The 17,131-nt window shown below is 60.7% G+C and carries 14 protein-coding genes and 1 pseudogene; 2 read left to right on the top strand and 13 right to left on the bottom strand.

From position 1 onward, the window contains the following. Window positions 1-57 precede the first annotated feature (57 nt). The 10 genes and pseudogenes from MMG91_RS05130 to iolC form a co-directional block, all read right to left on the bottom strand. Window positions 58-984 (bottom strand): sugar ABC transporter substrate-binding protein, encoded by a 927-nt coding sequence (locus MMG91_RS05130; RefSeq protein WP_310658948.1) that lies wholly within the window; start codon window positions 982-984, stop codon window positions 58-60. Between the two features lie 366 nt (window positions 985-1,350). Continuing rightward, complete coding sequence (locus MMG91_RS05125; protein ID WP_310658947.1) at window positions 1,351-2,403, bottom strand: Gfo/Idh/MocA family oxidoreductase; 1,053 nt, start codon at window positions 2,401-2,403, stop codon at window positions 1,351-1,353. Between the two features lie 165 nt (window positions 2,404-2,568). Then, window positions 2,569-2,673 (bottom strand): annotated as a pseudogene (locus MMG91_RS05120) (sugar phosphate isomerase/epimerase); the annotation flags it as partial. A 128-nt stretch (window positions 2,674-2,801) separates the two neighbouring features. Next, on the bottom strand, window positions 2,802-3,812 hold the full coding sequence (locus MMG91_RS05115) for a Gfo/Idh/MocA family oxidoreductase (protein ID WP_310658946.1): 1,011 nt from the start codon (window positions 3,810-3,812) through the stop codon (window positions 2,802-2,804). Between the two features lie 36 nt (window positions 3,813-3,848). Continuing rightward, window positions 3,849-5,780 (bottom strand): 3D-(3,5/4)-trihydroxycyclohexane-1,2-dione acylhydrolase (decyclizing), encoded by a 1,932-nt coding sequence (iolD, locus tag MMG91_RS05110; protein WP_310658945.1) that lies wholly within the window; start codon window positions 5,778-5,780, stop codon window positions 3,849-3,851. A 31-nt stretch (window positions 5,781-5,811) separates the two neighbouring features. Next, on the bottom strand, window positions 5,812-6,633 hold the full coding sequence (locus MMG91_RS05105) for a TIM barrel protein (RefSeq protein WP_310658944.1): 822 nt from the start codon (window positions 6,631-6,633) through the stop codon (window positions 5,812-5,814). Window positions 6,634-6,659: 26 nt separating this feature from the next. Further along, on the bottom strand, window positions 6,660-8,162 hold the full coding sequence (locus MMG91_RS05100) for a CoA-acylating methylmalonate-semialdehyde dehydrogenase (RefSeq protein ID WP_310658943.1): 1,503 nt from the start codon (window positions 8,160-8,162) through the stop codon (window positions 6,660-6,662). Window positions 8,163-8,206: 44 nt separating this feature from the next. Beyond that, a complete protein-coding gene (iolB, locus tag MMG91_RS05095; protein ID WP_310658942.1) occupies window positions 8,207-9,016 on the bottom strand; it encodes a 5-deoxy-glucuronate isomerase in 810 nt (269 codons plus the stop codon). Beyond that, complete coding sequence (iolE, locus tag MMG91_RS05090; RefSeq protein ID WP_310658941.1) at window positions 9,013-9,906, bottom strand: myo-inosose-2 dehydratase; 894 nt, start codon at window positions 9,904-9,906, stop codon at window positions 9,013-9,015. The genes iolB and iolE overlap by 4 nt, the downstream gene beginning before the upstream one ends. Window positions 9,907-10,062: 156 nt before the next feature. Then, a complete protein-coding gene (iolC, locus tag MMG91_RS05085; protein WP_310658940.1) occupies window positions 10,063-12,000 on the bottom strand; it encodes a bifunctional 5-dehydro-2-deoxygluconokinase/5-dehydro-2-deoxyphosphogluconate aldolase in 1,938 nt (645 codons plus the stop codon). A gap of 310 nt (window positions 12,001-12,310) precedes the next feature. Between iolC and MMG91_RS05080 the strand changes: the two genes are divergently transcribed. Then, window positions 12,311-13,231, top strand: coding sequence for a MurR/RpiR family transcriptional regulator (locus tag MMG91_RS05080; protein ID WP_310658939.1), 921 nt, complete (start codon window positions 12,311-12,313; stop codon window positions 13,229-13,231). A 109-nt stretch (window positions 13,232-13,340) separates the two neighbouring features. Then, window positions 13,341-13,952: a glutathione S-transferase gene (locus MMG91_RS05075; RefSeq protein ID WP_310658938.1), complete on the top strand. Its 612-nt coding sequence runs from the start codon at window positions 13,341-13,343 to the stop codon at window positions 13,950-13,952. Between the two features lie 198 nt (window positions 13,953-14,150). Here MMG91_RS05075 and hcnC read toward each other — a convergent pair whose 3' ends face one another. Genes hcnC through MMG91_RS05060 form a run of 3 tightly spaced genes read right to left on the bottom strand, consistent with a single transcriptional unit; the run spans window position 14,151 to window position 17,123 of the window. After that, window positions 14,151-15,410, bottom strand: a complete 1,260-nt coding sequence (gene hcnC, locus MMG91_RS05070; protein ID WP_310658937.1) for a cyanide-forming glycine dehydrogenase subunit HcnC — start codon at window positions 15,408-15,410, stop codon at window positions 14,151-14,153. Then, on the bottom strand, window positions 15,403-16,812 hold the full coding sequence (gene hcnB / locus MMG91_RS05065) for a cyanide-forming glycine dehydrogenase subunit HcnB (RefSeq protein WP_310658936.1): 1,410 nt from the start codon (window positions 16,810-16,812) through the stop codon (window positions 15,403-15,405). The genes hcnC and hcnB overlap by 8 nt, the downstream gene beginning before the upstream one ends. Further along, the gene (locus tag MMG91_RS05060; protein WP_305445976.1) at window positions 16,809-17,123 is read right to left on the bottom strand and encodes a (2Fe-2S)-binding protein; all 315 of its coding nucleotides are present in this window, start codon (window positions 17,121-17,123) and stop codon (window positions 16,809-16,811) included. The genes hcnB and MMG91_RS05060 overlap by 4 nt, the downstream gene beginning before the upstream one ends. Window positions 17,124-17,131 lie beyond the last annotated feature (8 nt).

Here is a 17,131-nt window from a genome sequence, read left to right as displayed (position 1 = left end):
CATCAGCAAGGTCGCATCGCAACCTTGCGTGCTTATTGTTGTTATCGAACGGAGGGACTATTTGAACTGGTCAACGTTTTGCAAGGTGATCAAGCGATACGGCACCCACACCGCCTGCTCGACCGGCTCGTTCCTGGCCATTTTCACCGCGGTGTCGATCGAACCGTCCGCCTGCCCCTTGGCATCCTGGAACACCGAGACCAGCAGAGAGCCCTTCTTCACCGCGTTCAAACCATCGGGCGTACCGTCGACACCGGCGATCAGCACACTGCCTTTGGCGACGCCCGCCTGTTGCAAGGCCATGGCCGCACCGATCGCCATCTCGTCGTTGTTGGAGACGACCGCGTCGAATTTGCGGCCCTGGGTCAGCCAGTCGTTGACCAGGGTCATGCCCTTGTCCCGCAACCAGATGCCGCTCTGCTCTTGCTCGATCTTGATGTTCGGGTACTTGGTCAGCACCTCTTTTACGCCCTTGGTGCGGTTGGTGGTGGAGTTGTTGGCCAAATCACCGAGCAGAATCACGATGTCGCCCTTGCCGCCCATTTTTTCCGCCAGGTACTGCATCTGCATCTGACCGGCCTCCAGATCGTTGGAGGCGACAGTAACCACGCCTTTGGGCAGGTTCAGGTCATCGGGACGACGATTGACGTACACCAGCGGAATGCCGGCCTTGACCGCCGCTTCGGTGATTTTTTTGGTGGCGGCGGTATCCACCGGGTTGACCACAATGGCATCGACTTTCTGGCTGATGAAGCTTTCGACCTGGCTCAACTGCTTGACCACATCGCTGCGGGCGTCTTCGAACTGCAGCTTGACGCCTTCCGGATAGGACTTGGCTTTGGTGTCCATGGACTCACGCAGGTAAGTCAGCCAGGTGTCATCGAACTGCGACATGCTGACGCCGATCTTCATGTCCGCGAGTGCGGCACCGCTGGCGAGCATCAGGGACAAGGCGAGCGAGGCGAAACGGATCTTGGTCTTCATGAAAGGTCTTTCTCCACATTCTTGTTGGTTTTATGGATAAGGCGTGACGATTTCAGTAAGCGGGCAAGCGGACTATCGGCGCTCCCGGAATGCAGCAGACCAGGGCGCCCTTGCGTTCGACGCAAAGCAAACGGGAGACGGAATGAAACGAGACGCGAGGCAGGTCACAAGAGAGGTGCAGCGCGGAACGTAAAGCATGCAAAGCAGAGTTGAAGGTTTTCATCGACGGTACCTGGCTTTGTTTCTTGTTTTTGGTGCGTCTTTCACTCGTTCAAGGCCTGCTTGAGCGTGATCGGACGTTGATAGTCGGCAACCTGGAAACGACTTTATTGGAAAATAATTTCTATATCAACTCATTTTAGAATTTTATTCTGATTTTATTCCATGGCTTTCAAATGGGCTCAATGCCACCACTTGATGGCGCTCGAAACTGAGCCGCGCAGCGTCTAGCACGCGGGTGGTCGCCAGTGCATCACGGGCCTCGACCGGCAGTGGGCCACCGCTCTGTAACGCGGTTTGTAGCTGTAAATAGAACTGATTCCAGCAACCACGCTCGGACGGCACCCGCTCACGCACCTCACCCTGTTCGAAACAGCCCCAGCGACGGTGTTCCTCGACGCCCCAGCGCTCGCCTTCGGATTTCGGCGTAAGCCCGGCGAGAGTCGACGCCTCCTGCCCGTCCAAACCATCGACGCTGTAGCAGCCCTGGGTGCCGGTCACGCGAAAGCGCGGGCCGGGGGTGTTTTGCAGGCAACTGCCGCCCAGGTGCGAGATCACGCCGTTGGCATGGGTCAGGGACATAAAGAAGCCGTTGTCGAAGGGCTGGCCTTTTTCGAGGTAATCCAGTTCCGCGTAGACCCGGGTGACGGGGCCGAACAAGAGTAGCGCCTGATCCACCAGGTGGCTGCCCAGATCTCGCAGGAAACCGCCGCCGCTGCCGTTGTTCACCGACTGCGGCGAATAGCGCTCGATCCGCGATTCGAAACGGGTGACCTGACCCAGGGCACCGGTCTCAATGAGTTTGCGCACGGTGAGAAAGTCCGAGTCCCAGCGTCGGTTCTGGTAGACGCTCAGTTGCACGCCTTGGCGCTCGGCCATAGTTATCAGGGTTTGCGCCTGTTGTGCATCAGCAGCGAACGGCTTGTCGCTGACCACCGCCACCTCGTGTTCGATGGCGTCGAGCACCAGCGCCGGGCGACCTTTGAGCGGTGTGGAGATCACCAGCACATCGACCCCGGCTTCGACCAGTTGGCCGATGCTGTCGAAGGCTGGTACGCCGGGATGTTCCGCCGCCAGCAGTTGTCGGCGCTCGGCAGAACGGGTGACCACGCCCACGAAGGTCGCCGCCGGCAAACTGCTGATCAGCGGAGCATGGAAAAACCGGCCGCCATGGCCGTAACCGACAAGTCCGATACGCATGAAAGTATTCTCCTTATATGATCGTTGCCGCCATGGACGCTCTGCGTCCGCTTTGTGACGCGGAGCGTCACGGGATGCATTCCCACGCGGAGCGTGGGAACGATCGGCTACAGGTTTTGTGTAGGTCGGTCAGCGGCAGAGTTCGCTTTTGACGCGTTCGAGCACCCGGGGCGACAGTTCGATGTGTTCGTAACCGAGCTCGGCGACCTTGTCGACCATCTTGCCCAGGGACAGGTTGCGGTACATGTAGGGGTCTAGTGCGATGCGCATGTTTTTTTGTTCTCCTTAACCTTACGCTGATCGTTCCCACGCTCTGCGTGGTAATGCATCAATGGACGCTCTGCGTCCGCTTTTGGGACGCGGAGCGTCCCGGAGCGTGGGAACGATCATTACGAGGGTTAGCCGTAGAAGCGGGGGCGGTCTGGCAGGCCGACTTTTACGATCTGGCCACTGTTCTGCGCTTCGATGCAGGCATCAGCTGCCACCGCCGCCGCGAAACCATCCCATGCCGACGGTCCGCCGACCTGCCCGGCCCGTACACCGTCGATAAACGCCTGCAACTCGACGTCATATGCGGCGATGAACCGGTCCTTCCAGTCCATCAGAATCGCATTGGACAGCTTCGCCCCGCTGCGCAACTGAACCTGCGACGGTTCCGGCAGTTTGGCGATGCCGGTCTCCCCCACCACTTCGCACTGGATGTCGTAGCCGTACTGGCAGTTGACGAACACTTCAACGTCGATGCGCGTGCCCTTGGCGGTTTCCAGCAGCACGATCTGCGGGTCTTTCAAATGAGCGTGGGCCTTGCTGGTCTTGCGCGGGAACACCACTTGTACCGACACATAATCGTCGTCGAGCAACCAGCGCAACACGTCCAGTTCATGGATCAGCGTGTCGGTGATCGCCATGTCGGTCTTATAGTTTTCACCCACGGTCGGGTTGCGGTGGGCGCAATGCAGCATCAACGGCTCGCCGATCTGGCCGCTGTCGATCACTGCTTTCAACGCCCGATAACCTTCATCGTACGGGCGCATGAAACCGACCTGCACCAGCCGTTTGCCGTGGGCCACTTCGGCCTCGACGATCTTGCGGCAGCCTTCGGCGGTGACCGCCAGCGGCTTCTCGCAGAACACCGGTTTGCCGGCGGCAATCGCCGCCAGCACGAATTCTTCGTGGCTCGGGCCCCAGGAGGTGACGAGGATCGCCTCGACTTCCGGCGCCTTGATCAGCGCATGGCCGTCGGGATAGACCTCGGCAGTCAGTTTCAGATCGGAAACGACCTTGGCCGCTTGCTGCAAATTGATGTCGGTGACCGCGACGACCTGGCTGTTGAGCAAGGTCTGGCTGCAACGACGGATGTGATCCTGGCCGATGGCCCCGGTGCCGATAACTCCAAGCTTCAAAGACATTTAAAGACTCCCAGATTTGTTGTTCGTTTCGGGCAATCAGTATTGACGGGCCTTGGCCAGTCGCTCATTGAGGGTCTTGGCCACCGCGTCGGTGCGGGCGCTGGTGGAGACTTGCGCCACGCCGACCCGCCACCACGACAGGTATTTGTGAATCATGGTTTTTGGCAGGACCTTGATATCGATGAGCGTCGACACCGTCTGCAACCGCGCATCCGCCAACGCAGCTTGCAACGCTTCAACGGTGTTCACCTTGTAAGTCTTGCAGCCGTAAGCCGCCGCGCTCATGGCGAAATCCACCGGTACGAAACCGCCATCGAGCTTGCCGGTTTCCGGATTACGGAAACGGAACTCGGTGCCGAAGCTGTCCATGCCGTGTTCCATTTGCAGGTTGTTGATGCAGCCGAAGGTCATGTTGTCCAGCAGCACCACGTTGATCTTGCGTCGCTCCTGGATCGAGGTTGCCAGTTCCGAGTGCAGCATCATGTAGGAGCCGTCGCCTACCAGTGCATAGACCTCGCGCTCAGGCTCAGCGAGCTTCACGCCCAGTGCGGCGTTCACCTCGTAACCCATGCACGAATAACCGTACTCGACGTGGTAGGTGTTCACGCCCTTGCTGCGCCAGCTGCGCTGCAAGTCACCGGGCAAACTGCCGGCGGCGGCGACGATCACGGCGTTATCGGCCAGGGTTTCGTTTAGCACACCAAGCACGCGGCTCTGGGTCAGGCAGGAACCGGTCAGCTCGATGAATTCGCGCAGCACCGCCGGGTCCATGTGGTCGTTGATTTCCGGGACGAAATCTTTCGCCTGGTATTCGACCTGATAAATTCGCTCGACTTCGTCATCCAGTTGCGCCTTGGCCTGGCGGGGTTGATCGCCCCAGCTCGAGCGGTAATCACCCAACGCTTCGGCCAGTGCCTGCAAACCGGTTTTGGCGTCTGCCAGCAGCTGCACACCGTCAAGTTTCAGGGCATCGCAGGGACTGATGTTGAGGTTGAGGAATTGCACATCCGGGTGTTTGAACAAGGACTTCGAAGCCGTAGTGAAGTCGCTGTAGCGAGTGCCGACCCCGATGATCAAATCAGCATCCTTGGCCAACAGGTTCGCCGCCAGGCAACCGGTTTCGCCGATCCCGCCGACGTTCAGCGGATGGCTGGACACCACCGCGCTCTTGCCTGCCTGGGTTTCAGCGAAAGGAATATCGAAGCGCTCGGCGAACGCCTGCAACGCGGCATTGGCGCCGGAATATTTGACCCCACCGCCGCAGATGATCAGCGGTTTGCGCTTGCCTTTAAACAGTGCCAAGGCATCACCGAGCATCGCTTCGGTGGCCGGACGGCGCTCGAGGCGGTGCACGCGTTTTTGCAGGAAGTAATCGGGATAGTCGTAAGCCTCGGCCTGCACGTCTTGCGGCAAGGCCAGGGTTACGGCGCCGGTTTCGGCGGGGTCGGTGAGCACGCGCATGGCGTGGATCGCCGCGGTCATCAGTTGCTCGGGACGGTTGATGCGGTCCCAGTATTTGCTCACGGCCTTGAACGCATCGTTGGTGCTGATGCTCAGGTCGTGGAACTGCTCGATCTGTTGCAACACCGGGTCCGGTTGGCGGCACGCATAAACGTCGCCGGGCAACAGCAGCAAGGGAATACGGTTGGCGGTGGCCGTCGCGGCAGCGGTCAGCATGTTCGCCGCGCCCGGGCCTACCGAAGAAGAACAGGCGTAGATCTTGCGCCGCAGGTGTTGCTTGGCGAAACCGATGGCGGCGTGGGCCATGCCTTGCTCGTTGCGGCCCTGATGGACGATCAGGTCGCCGCTGTCCTGTTCCAGGGCTTGCCCCAGCCCCAGCACGTTACCGTGGCCGAAAATGGTAAAGATCCCGGCGACGAATTTGCTCTGAACCCCATCGACTTCGATGTACTGGTTATCGAGGAATTTCACCAGGGCCTGGGCCATGGTCAGTCTTGTTGTGGTCATGCTTGCACCTTTTCCGTATGCAAATCCGATGTCAGCTCAGGGATTTCTGCAGGTGATCCATGCTCGCGCCGATCGCCGTCTGGATATCCGCCAGGCCATGGACACTGTCGGCGAACGGTTCGAAGGACAGGTAGCCGCTGTAGCCGGTAGCGAGCAGGGTTTCGATCTGCGCCGCGTTGCCGAGGATGTCGCCCTCGCCCACCAGCACCCGGTGGCCGTCGCGGATGGTCGCCAGTGGCGCCTCGGCATCTTCGACGCCGGAGATGTGCACCAGCCCGGTCAGCTCGGGGAAGAATTCATGTTCGCTGGCCAGGTGATGGTGAAAGGTGTCATGCACCAGACGGAACACATCCAGCCCACCAATGGCCTTGATCGCGTCCATCGCCGTGCGTTTGCGCCGCAGCGAACATTCTTCGAAACCCAGAGGCTCGATGAAACCGAGGATGCCGTGATCGCGCAGGATCGGCGCCAGTTCACTCAGCGCCGTGCGCAGGCCGGAAGCACGTTGCGCCTCGGTTCGTGGATCGGCGCGGTCGTTCAATGGACACATCACCAAACCCTGCGCGCCGCAATCACGGGCATAAGCAGCAAGCTTCAGTGCGTGTGCGCGGCGCTCGTCATTCCAGACATCGAACGGATACAGCGCGTTGATCGACAGCACGGTGATGCCTTTGGCCGCGCACAGCTCACGCACGTGTTCGGGCGCGGTGCCGTCCTCGATCTCGACACCCTTGAGGTCATTGCGGATCTCGATGGCATCGGCCTTGAGGGTCACCGCCAACTCGATGAACGCGGGCAGGGACAAACGTGGGGCGACCATACGGTTCAGGGCGAAGCGCAGGGGTTTGCTCATTTTTTGTTGTTCTCCGCACAAGTGAATTATTTGGCTGTCGGCATGCTGAATTCAGGGCCCTTGGCAATGCTGTCGGGCCAGCGCTGCATCACGCTTTTGTAGCGGCTGTAGAAGCGGATGCCTTCTTCGCCGTACGCGTGATGATCACCGAACAACGAGCGCTTCCAGCCGCCGAACGAGTGCCAGGCCATGGGCACCGGAATAGGTACGTTGATGCCGACCATGCCGACCTTGATGTTGCGGGCAAACGAGCGAGCAATGCCGCCGTCGCTGGTGAAACAGGACACGCCGTTACCGAATTCATGGGCGTTGATCAGCGCCACGGCGCTGGCAAAGTCCGGCACCCGCACGATGCCCAGCACCGGCCCGAAAATCTCTTGCTGGTAGATGCTCATCTCGGTCGTGACCTTGTCGAACAATGTCGCGCCGACGAAGAAGCCGTTCTCGGCCCCCGGCACCTTGAAGTTGCGCCCGTCGACAATCAGTTGCGCGCCCTGGGCCACGCCTTCGCCGATAAAGCCCTCGACCTTGGTCTTGTGTTCGGCGGTCACCAGCGGCCCCATGTCGCTGTCGTCCTGCATGCCGTTGCCGACTTTCAGTTGATCGATGCGTGGCAGCAGTTTGGCAATCAATTGGTCGCCGACGTCACCGACCGCCACGGCAATCGAAATCGCCATGCAGCGTTCGCCGGCCGAGCCGTACGCGGCACCGATCAACGCGTCAGCCGCTTGGTCCAGATCGGCATCGGGCATGACAATCATGTGGTTCTTCGCCCCGCCCAGCGCCTGTACGCGTTTGCCGCGCGAAGTCGCTTGCTGGTGGATGTACTCGGCAATCGGCGTCGAACCGACAAAGGAAATCGCCTCGATGTCCGGGTGTTGCAGCAAGGCGTCGACCGCGGCCTTGTCGCCCTGGACCACGTTGAACACGCCGTCCGGCAACCCGGCTTCGGTCAATAATTTCGCCATCAGCAAACTGGCCGACGGATCGCGCTCGGAGGGTTTGAGGATGAAGCAGTTACCGGTGACCAGCGCCAGCGGGATCATCCACAGCGGCACCATCACCGGGAAGTTGAACGGGGTTACGCCGGCACAAACGCCCAACGGCTGGCGAAGGTTCCAGTTGTCGATGCCACCGCCGATGTTGTCGCTGAACTCGGTTTTCAACAGGTTCGGCGCACCGCAGGCGTACTCGACGATTTCGATGCCGCGCGTCACTTCGCCCTTGGCGTCCGAGAACACCTTGCCGTGTTCGCGGCTGATGATTTGCGCCAGTTCGTTGTGATGACGGTCGAGCAGTTCCTTGAACTTGAACATCACCCGCGAACGGCGCAGGGACGATTGCTCGGACCAGGCCGGGAACGCCTTCAGGGCCGAAGCAACGGCGTCGTCCACGGTCTTCTGACTGGCCAGCCCGACCCGCGCCTGAACCGCGCCGGTGGCCGGATTGAAGACATTGCTGAACCGCTCGCTGCCGCTGTCTTGCACCTGACCGTCGATGTAATGACCTATTACCGGGGCATCGCTCATTGTTCTTGTTCTCCGTTCGAATGTGGGAATTCAGGCTTTTCAATTCAAAGATCAAGCAACCAACTGTGCTGCGGATCGTTATGGAACTGCCAGACGCGTTTCGGGCCGGCCATCACGTTCAGGTAATACGACTCGTAGCCGTAGGGCACGCTGACCGGGTGATAGCCCTTGGGCACGACCACCAAGTCGCTGTTTTCCACGGCCATGGCCTGGTCGATGCTGCGGTCGTCGGTGTAGACCCGCTGGAACACGAAGCCTTGGGGCGGGTTGATCTGGTGGTAATAGGTTTCTTCGAGAAAGCTCTGGTGCGGCAGATCGTCGGTGTCGTGCTTGTGCGGCGGGTAGCTCGACGAGTGCCCGGACGGCGTACGCACTTCCACCACCAGCAGCGAATGGGCCGGTTCGGTGTCCGGCAGGATGTCGCAGACGTAGCGGGTGTTGGCACCCTTGCCGCGCACGCTGCGTTTCATGCTGTCGGGCTTGATCAGCCGTGGGCCAAGGTTTTCGGCGGTTGAACCGGAGGCGGCACAGACGGCGATTTGCACGTCACTGAGCGCGACCACTTGCGCCTGACTGCCCGGAGGCAAGTACGCCGCGAACGGGGATTTGTCTTCGAACACCGATTGTCGATCACCGATGTTGTCCCAATCGAACGCGCCCTGCCCCGGCGCTTCACCCTTGATGCTGACCCGACCGCTGAGCAGCACCAGACACAGTTCCTTGTCGCCGGCGCTGACCGGCAGGGTTTCGCCGAGGCTCAGGCGATAAGCGGCGAAGCCGACGTATTCCAGCTCCCCCTGCCCCAGCTCGACCATGGTCCGACCGCGTGCATTGCTCTTGACCAACAGGCTCATCGCGCGGTCCTCTCGTTGAGCAGCGCTCGCAGGGTGTCGTAGCCTTTTTTGGCGTAGACGTAACTCGGTGCCACCGCGGGATCCTGCTCGGCTTCCACTACCAGCCAGCCGTGGTAATCGGCGCCCAGCAGGACGTCGAGCAAGGCGCCGAAGTCGATATCGCCATCGCCGGGCACGGTGAACGTGCCGTTGATGATGCAGTCCGGGAAGCTCCACAGGTTGTTGCGCGCCAGTTGCACCACCGGTTTGCGCACGTCCTTGAAATGCACGTGGCAGATGCGTTCGATGTGTTTGCGCAGCACCTGCAAGGGTTCACCGCCGCCCATGTAGCAGTGGCCTGAATCGAACAGCAGGCCGACTTCACTGCCGGTCAACGCCATCAACTTGTCGATGTCTGCCGGGGATTCGACGTAGGCGCCCATGTGGTGGTGATAGGCCAGGCGCACGCCTTGAGACAAGGTGAAACGCGCCAGTTCGGTGAGTTTGTCGGCGTATTCCTGCCAGTCTTGTTCGGTATGAAAACGCGGGCGCTCTACCAGCGCAATGCTCTGGCCTTGAATCGAGTCAGCGACTTCGCCATAGACCAGCACCTTGGCGCCATTCTTCGCCAGCAGCTCGACATGGCTGGCGATGGCGTCGATTTCCTCGGCCGCGGAACGGCGGGCCAGACGGCTGGAATACCAGCCGGAGACCAGCGCCAGGTCGTAGGGCCGCAGCACGTCGCCGACGCCTTTGGCATCCTTGGGGAATTTACCGTTGAGTTCGAAGCCTTCGTAGCCGATGTCCTTGCCTTCGCTGAGGGCGGTGCTCAACGGCGTCTCGCCACCGAGGGACGGCAAGTCGTCGTTGCTCCAGGAGATCGGGTTGATGCCAATTCGGATAGCGGGCATGGCTGCACCTTTTATTGTTTTACATAACCAGTAAGAGCGACACAAAACCCTGTGGGAGCGGGCTTGCCCGCGATTGCGATCTAGCTGTCACATTGATGTTGAATGTGCCGCCGTCATCGCGGGCAAGCCCGCTCCCACAGGTATTGCGGGGTTTCATCAAGCCCGGGCCGTGCGCCAGGCGTCGATCAATTCGACGAACGTGCCCTGCACTTGGCGGATCAGCGTTTCGTCGTCGATTTCACCGGCCATCCACGCGCGGCTCGGCTCCTGGAAAATCGTCCGGCCTACGGCAAAACCTCGGCAGGTCTGGCTCTGGCTGGCCTGCTGAAACCCTTCGGCCAACGCCGCCGCTGGCGCATTCAGGCCCAACAGCACCACGCCACGGCAATACGGATCGCGTTCCTGAATCAGCTCGTCGAGTTGTTTCCATTCCTCAGCACTTTGCGCTTCGATCTTCCACCACGCCGGGTAGATGCCCAGGTTGTAGAGGCGTTTGAGCGCGCGATACAGCACGTCGGGGTGGGTCGACGGGTGATCCTTGGGCGGAATGATCTCCAGCAGTAGTTCATGCCCGCTGACCTGGGAGGCCTGATACAAGCCCTTGATCTGCGCTTCCTGCTCCAGACGCAGCAGCGGCTCGTCGTCGGGATGAAATTGCACCAGGCATTTGATGATCTGTTCTTGCGGCCAGGCGATCAGGTTGCTGCCGATCGAGCGACCGTGTTCGAACGCCAATGGGCGCGAACCCTGCACTTCCACCGGCCGCGCCACCCACCAGCCGCGACCGGTGGCGGCGTTCAGCGAGTCCTGACCGAAGCGTTGATCCGCCAACAAGCCAACGTCGGCCTCGACGCCCTGCTCACGCAAATCCGCTTCGACCCGCTCCACGGCTTTGATAAAGAGTTGTTTGAGCTCGCCGATCGCGTTCAGGTCGCGCCCGCCCTTGTGGGCCAGCTCCACCAATTGCCCGCGATGGTCGAAGGCGAAGATGAACAGTTGCTTCCACTGTTTGCGCGGCACGCTGACTTGATGCAGACGCTGCAACACGGCGTCCTGATCCGGCCGGGTGATCGGCACCGGGCTGTTGAATAGATAGTCGAGTTCGGCGCGGGTCGGCATCGCCGGGGCGCAGGCATGGCGCGACACCACCAAAGCGCCGCAGGCATTGGCCAACTGGCAGCAGCGCTCGTCGCTGGCATCCTCCAGCCAGCCGCTGAGGAAACCCGACATGAAGGCATCGCCGGCCCCCAGCACATTCAGCACTTCGACACGCACACCGGGATAGATCGCGCCGTCTTCGAGACGCGCCGGGATCACCCCGTGAATCACCGTGCAACCTTGCGGGCCGAGCTTGACCACCAACGTCGCCGCGCTCAGTTGCCGAACATTGCGCAGCGCGGTGAGCAAATCCTCGGAACCGCCGGCAATCAGGAATTCTTCTTCAGTACCGACGATCAGGTCGAAACGCGGGAGGATTTCCTGCACGTGCTGGCTGACGTTCTGATCGGCGACGAACCGGGTTTCGCCGTCCGCCTTGCCGGCCAGGCCCCAGAGCACCGGGCGATAATCGATGTCCAGCACCCGTTTGACGTTGTGCTTCTCGGCATAGTCCAGTGCCTGGATGCTCGCCTTGTAGACGCCGTCGGTGGAGAAATGGGTGCCGGTGATCAGCAAGGCTTTGCTGGAAGCGATGAAGGCTTCGCTGATGTCTTCGGCGCGCAACGCCATATCGGCGCAGTTTTCGCGGTAGAACACCAAAGGAAAGGTTTCGCGGTCCTTGAGGCCCAGCAGGACCATGGCGGTCAGGCGTTCCGGATCGACCTTGATGCCGCTGACGTCGCAGCCTTCGCGGGTCAGGGATTCAACGAGGAAGCGGCCCATGTGGTCGTCCCCAACCCGGCTCAGCATCGCCGACTTCAGCCCCAGCCGAGCGGTGCCGAAAGCGATGTTGGCGGACGAACCGCCGAGGTATTTGGCGAAGCTGCTCACATCCTCCAGCCGCGCCCCGACTTGCTGCGCATAGAGGTCGACGCCTAGGCGCCCCAGGCAAATCAGATCCAATTGACGCCCACTGGCAAAACGAGTCTGGCCCATGCTGGCTCCTGTTATTTTTATCAGCCTGCGTTCGGGGCGATGAAGGCGCCGAACACTCTTGGTGGATGCAGACTAAAACGACCGGGACCGAACAATCAATAATTATTCTAAATATTTTTTACGTGGAATATTTTTTCCAATAAACTTCAACACAAGCGTTCCAGACACAGTGCATCGTTTCAGCAGACCCCATGGCGGCCGCAAGCTCAAGATTTTATTCCGGCCTACCCTGTAGACTGCGCACAGCCAACCTATTGTCAGGGGATGACCCGCCTGTCATCTCTATAAGAACAAGCCAGAAGGATTCCTTATGTCCCGCACCGATCAGCCGGCTCCGACCGAGAGCACGCCCGACAGCGATCTCGTCAGCCCCCCGATCAATGCCGAGCGTTTGTTGCAGCTGATCACCGAGGAATACGAAAGCCTGCCGCGCCAGCTCAAACGCATCGCCAGCTACATGAGCCAGCAGAGCGACCGGATCATGGTCGACCGCATTAGCGATATCGCCCGCGAATGCGAAGTGCACCCATCGGCCATCGTGCGGTTTTCCCAGCGTTTCGGCTTCAGTGGTTTCAGCGAAATGCAGGCGCTGTTCCGCGAGGCCTACACCCACAAGACCACGCCGGTGCAGAACTACCAGCAACGTATTCGCAGCATGATCGCCAACAAGTCCCAGAAGGCCAGTGGCGGCGATCTGGCGCGCGAATGCATCAACGCCACCCTGTCGGGCATTGAACGGCTGGGGCTGGAACTCGATGACCAGGCCTTCGACAAGGCCGTGGACCTGGTGGTGAATGCCGATAACATCTACGTGGTCGGGGTGCGCCGCTCGTTCGCGGTGGCTGATTACCTGGTCTACAACCTGCAACACACCAACAAGCGCATCCACCTGGTGTCGGGCCTCGGCGGCAGTTACCGCGAGCAGATGCGCAGCGTGCGCGCCAATGACCTGGTGATCGCCATCAGCTTCACGCCCTACGGCAAGGAAACCCAGCACTGTCTGCGTATTGCCCAGCACAATCAGGCGAAAACCCTGATCATCACCGACAGCAATCTTTCCCCTTTGGCCAAGCGCGCCAACACCGTGCTGTTGGTCAACGAAGGCAGTTCGTTTGCCTTCCGCTCGTTGAGTGCGACCTTGTGCCTGTGCCAGGCGCTGTTTATCGCCGTGGCTTATCGACTGGAATTGAAGGTTGATGAGATTCAAGAGCAGGCAGGCTTTGAGGATTAGCCTTCGAGGATGAACAACAGGCCTTAGGATTGGCGCGGAACCATTTGCACGTCGCTGAACCTCGGCTAAGGTTGTCCATCCCCAAGGACCGTCTGTAAGGAGAGGCTCAATGAAACTGATCGGCATGCTGGATTCGCCCTACGTGCGGCGCGTCGCCATTTCCGCCAAATGCCTGGGCATACCGCTGGAGCACGAGTCGGTTTCGGTGTTCAGGACCTTCGAGCAATTCCAGCAGATCAACCCCGTGGTGAAGGCGCCCACCCTGGTGCTGGATGATGGCGAGGTGTTGATGGATTCGACGCTGATCATCGACTATCTGGAGGCTCTGGCCGCGCCGGCTAAAAGCCTGATACCCAACAATCTGGAGCAACGTTTGCGCTCGCTGCGGCTGACTGGCCTGGCGTTGGCAGCGTGCGAAAAGTCAGTGCAGCTTTACTACGAACGCAACCTGCGGCCCGCGGAGATTCAGTACGCGCCTTGGGTGGAACGGGTTGAAGGTCAACTGGCTGCGGCGTATTCGGCGCTGGAGCGGGAGCTGGAAAAACAGCCGTTGAAGACCGACGGTTCGATTGCGCAGGACGGGATTACCCTGGCGGTGGCCTGGAGTTTTACCAACCTGGTGGTGCCGGATCAGGTGGACGCCGCGCAGTTTGCGCGGATCAGCGCGTTCACGGCGTATGCCGAGGGGCTTGAGGTGTTTGTCGGTACGACGATTAACTGAGCCACAACGATCGTTCCCACGCTCTGCGTGGGAATGCATCCAATGACGCTCTGCGTCATATCGGACGCGGAGCGTCCGGGGCGGCATTCCCACGCGGAGCGTGGGAACGATCATCACAGGGGATCAGTGCCCGCATGATCGGCGCATGACCTGTAGGAGCGAGCGGTGCGGCGATCCGACTTGCCCGCGAAGGCGTCCTCAAACCATTTCCATTCCCTCAGGTTCAACCTCCGGCCCCCCTGCAAACCGATCCGCCAGAAACGGTGTGATGTCCAGCGGCAACGGCTCGTTGTTCACCAGTTTGTCCAGCAATACCCCGGTGATCGCCGACGTCAGAATGCCGGTGCGGAAATGTCCGCAGGCATTCAGGTAACCCTCTACCCCTTTCATCGGTCCGAGAATCGGCAGCTCATCCGGCGAGCCCGGACGCAACCCCGCCCAGCAGCGTTTCAGGTTGATGTCGGCCAGCGCCGGAATGCAACGCAGCGCGCCTTGCACCAGGCCGCTGATTTCCGGGTAGGTGGTGGTCACGTCGAAACCCTTGTCTTCGGTGGTGCTGCCGATCAGGATTTCGCCGTTGTCTTTCTGCGCCACATAGCAGTCGCTGGTGGTCAGGCACCCATGCAGGATCTTCGGCATGCGCTCGGTCAGCAGGATCTGGCCCTTCACCGGGTTCACCGGAATGCGAATGCCGGTGGCCTGCTCGCTGAGGTCGGCGGCCCAGGCACCGGCGGCGTTGATCAGCGTATCGCAACGGAACACGCCGGCCTCGGCGGTCTGCACGCCGCTGACCCGCGAGCCGTGGTGCAACACATCGGTGACGTTGGTGTTGAAATACAGATCCACACCGTTCTGCCGCGCGCCTTCGGTGTAGGCATCGGCCAGGCGGAACGGGCTGACCTGATGGTCGCAGAGAAACTCCAGCGCGCCCCTCGCCTCATGGCTGACACTCGGTTCGGCTTCGCGCAGTGCCGCTTGATCGAGCCAGCGCACCTGATCCGCCAGCTGTGGAATGCAAGCGACGATGTGTTCGGCGTAGAGCCGGTCTTCATCGTCATAGATCACGAATTTCAGTCCGGTCTTTTCGAACTTGAAATCCATCCCGTGATTCACCTGCAACTCCCGGTGCAGGTCCGGGTACATCGCATTGGACTGCAAGGCGAAATCGAAGAACGACTGCGGCAGAATGTGCGGCGTGCTGGAATCCACCGCCACGGCCGCGCCATGGGCTTCGCGCTTGCGATTGGCCGACATCATGCGGAAGAAGATCACCCCGCAACCCAGGCCCACCGACTCGCCGATCGCCCACAGGCCACCGGCCGAAGCACGGGTCGCGTTGCCCGGACGCTTGGCGTCGATCAGCGCGATTTTCAGGTGTTTGCGCTTGGACAATTGATAGGCACAGGACGCCCCGATCACACCGCCGCCGGCGATGACCACGTCATAGCGCTTACTCATGGCTTGCGGCCTCCGTGCCGACAGACTGGAACGCTGAAAAAGGAATCGGATCGACAGGAAAACGTGGTCGCAACCAACCCACATCCTGCCGGCCGGTGGCTTCTCGCAAACGGTCGGTGCAATAGCCCACACACATGCGTCCCTGACAATCGCCCATGCTCACACGGGTGCGCATTTTCAGGCCGGCCAGGTCTTGCACACCCTGCTCCAGCGCCCGATCGATGTCGGCGCGAGTCGCGTGTTCACAGCGGCAAATCACCGTGTCGGCGGCCGGCAATGCAGTCTGCCCGGCGCCGCGTTCGGTGTAGCGGTCGACGGCGGCGCGAAAGCGCACGATGGACTTGAGTTTCGACAGGTAACGGTCGCGCCTGACAAGTGCCAGTTCCAAGTCCAGCACATTGCGTTGCAGCAGGATCGACACTGCCGCAATCCGTCCCGCGAGCATGGCCGCCTCGCCCCCGCGAATCCCGCCCATGTCACCGGCCAGGTGCACATGGGGCTCGCTGCTTTGCTGCCAGACATTGGCGCTGGCCCGCAGATAGCCGTCGTCGCTGAAACTGTGATTCAAGCCCATTTGCTGGCTGAGTTGGGTGCGTGGAATGAAGCCGTAGCCGACCGCCAGGGTCTGCGCGGCAACTTGCTCGGCGCGACTCAGGTCCGGCTCCCAAGTGCTGGAGTACGGCGCGACGGTCACCGAACTCAAGTCACCCTCGCCCTGTGCCTCGACCACGCCCCAGCCATAGTGCATGGGGATGCCGTGCAGTTTCAGGTACGCGAGCATGCTCAAACCATCGAGAAACAGCTGCGGTTTGTTCAATAGCGCGAGGCTTTCCCGAGCGATCTTGCCGAACGCACACGCCTCGTAAACCCCGGCGACGCTCACCCCGGACGTGTGCAGTTGGCAGGCCACCAGCGGCAACAACGGACCGGTGCCCGCGATCACCACCGGCCCCTGCGGTTTAACGACGCCGCTCTTGATTTGCAGTTGCAGACCACCCAACAGAATCACGCCAGGCAAGGTCCAGCCGGGAAATGGCACGCTGCGTTCATGGCAACCGGCAGCCAGCAGCAACTGCGAATACTCGATCTCCTGCAAGCGCTCATCGGCGTCCAGCGCCACCAGTGCGCGAGTGCCTTCGGCACCGACCACGCGATGGTTCAAGCGCACGTCGATCAAGCCCGACTGCTTCCAAAACTCTCCATGCAGTTTGGACAGCGCTTCCGAATAGCGTGGCCCCAGATAATCCAGCTGGACGCCATCGCGCAAGGGGCCGCGATAAACCACGCCGCCGAGCCGCGAGGCTTCTTCAAGCAAGGTGCAACGCACACCGTGCCGGGCCAGTTCAATGGCTGCTGCCATACCCGCCGGCCCACCGCCGACGATCACCGGGCGCAGGCTCATAACACCTCCTGCCCGGCGATTCGGTTGACTTGGGTTTCGACGCTCATGCCCTCACGCACGATCGTCTGGCACGCGCGTCGTTTGTGTCGGCCATTGATTTTCACCAGGCAACATTGGCACACGCCCATGCCGCAATAGGCACCGCTGACTTGATCGTGATCGTTACGGGCCACTTGGCGAATGCCCAGTGATTGAATGACCGTCAGGACGGTTTCGCCGATGGCGGCGTTGACGGTTTGGCCATTGATGCGCACGGTCATGTCCGCCTGCATCAGCGGCTGAATATCGAAGGTTCTGTCTTGGCGTTGCATCGCGAAGT

The organism is Pseudomonas sp. JL3 (genome assembly GCF_031570575.1).
In the GTDB taxonomy this organism is placed as follows: Bacteria; Pseudomonadota; Gammaproteobacteria; order Pseudomonadales; family Pseudomonadaceae; genus Aquipseudomonas; species Aquipseudomonas cucumis.
Note: the sequence above shows the minus strand (reverse complement) of the source record. Positions and strands in the feature narration are given on the sequence as shown.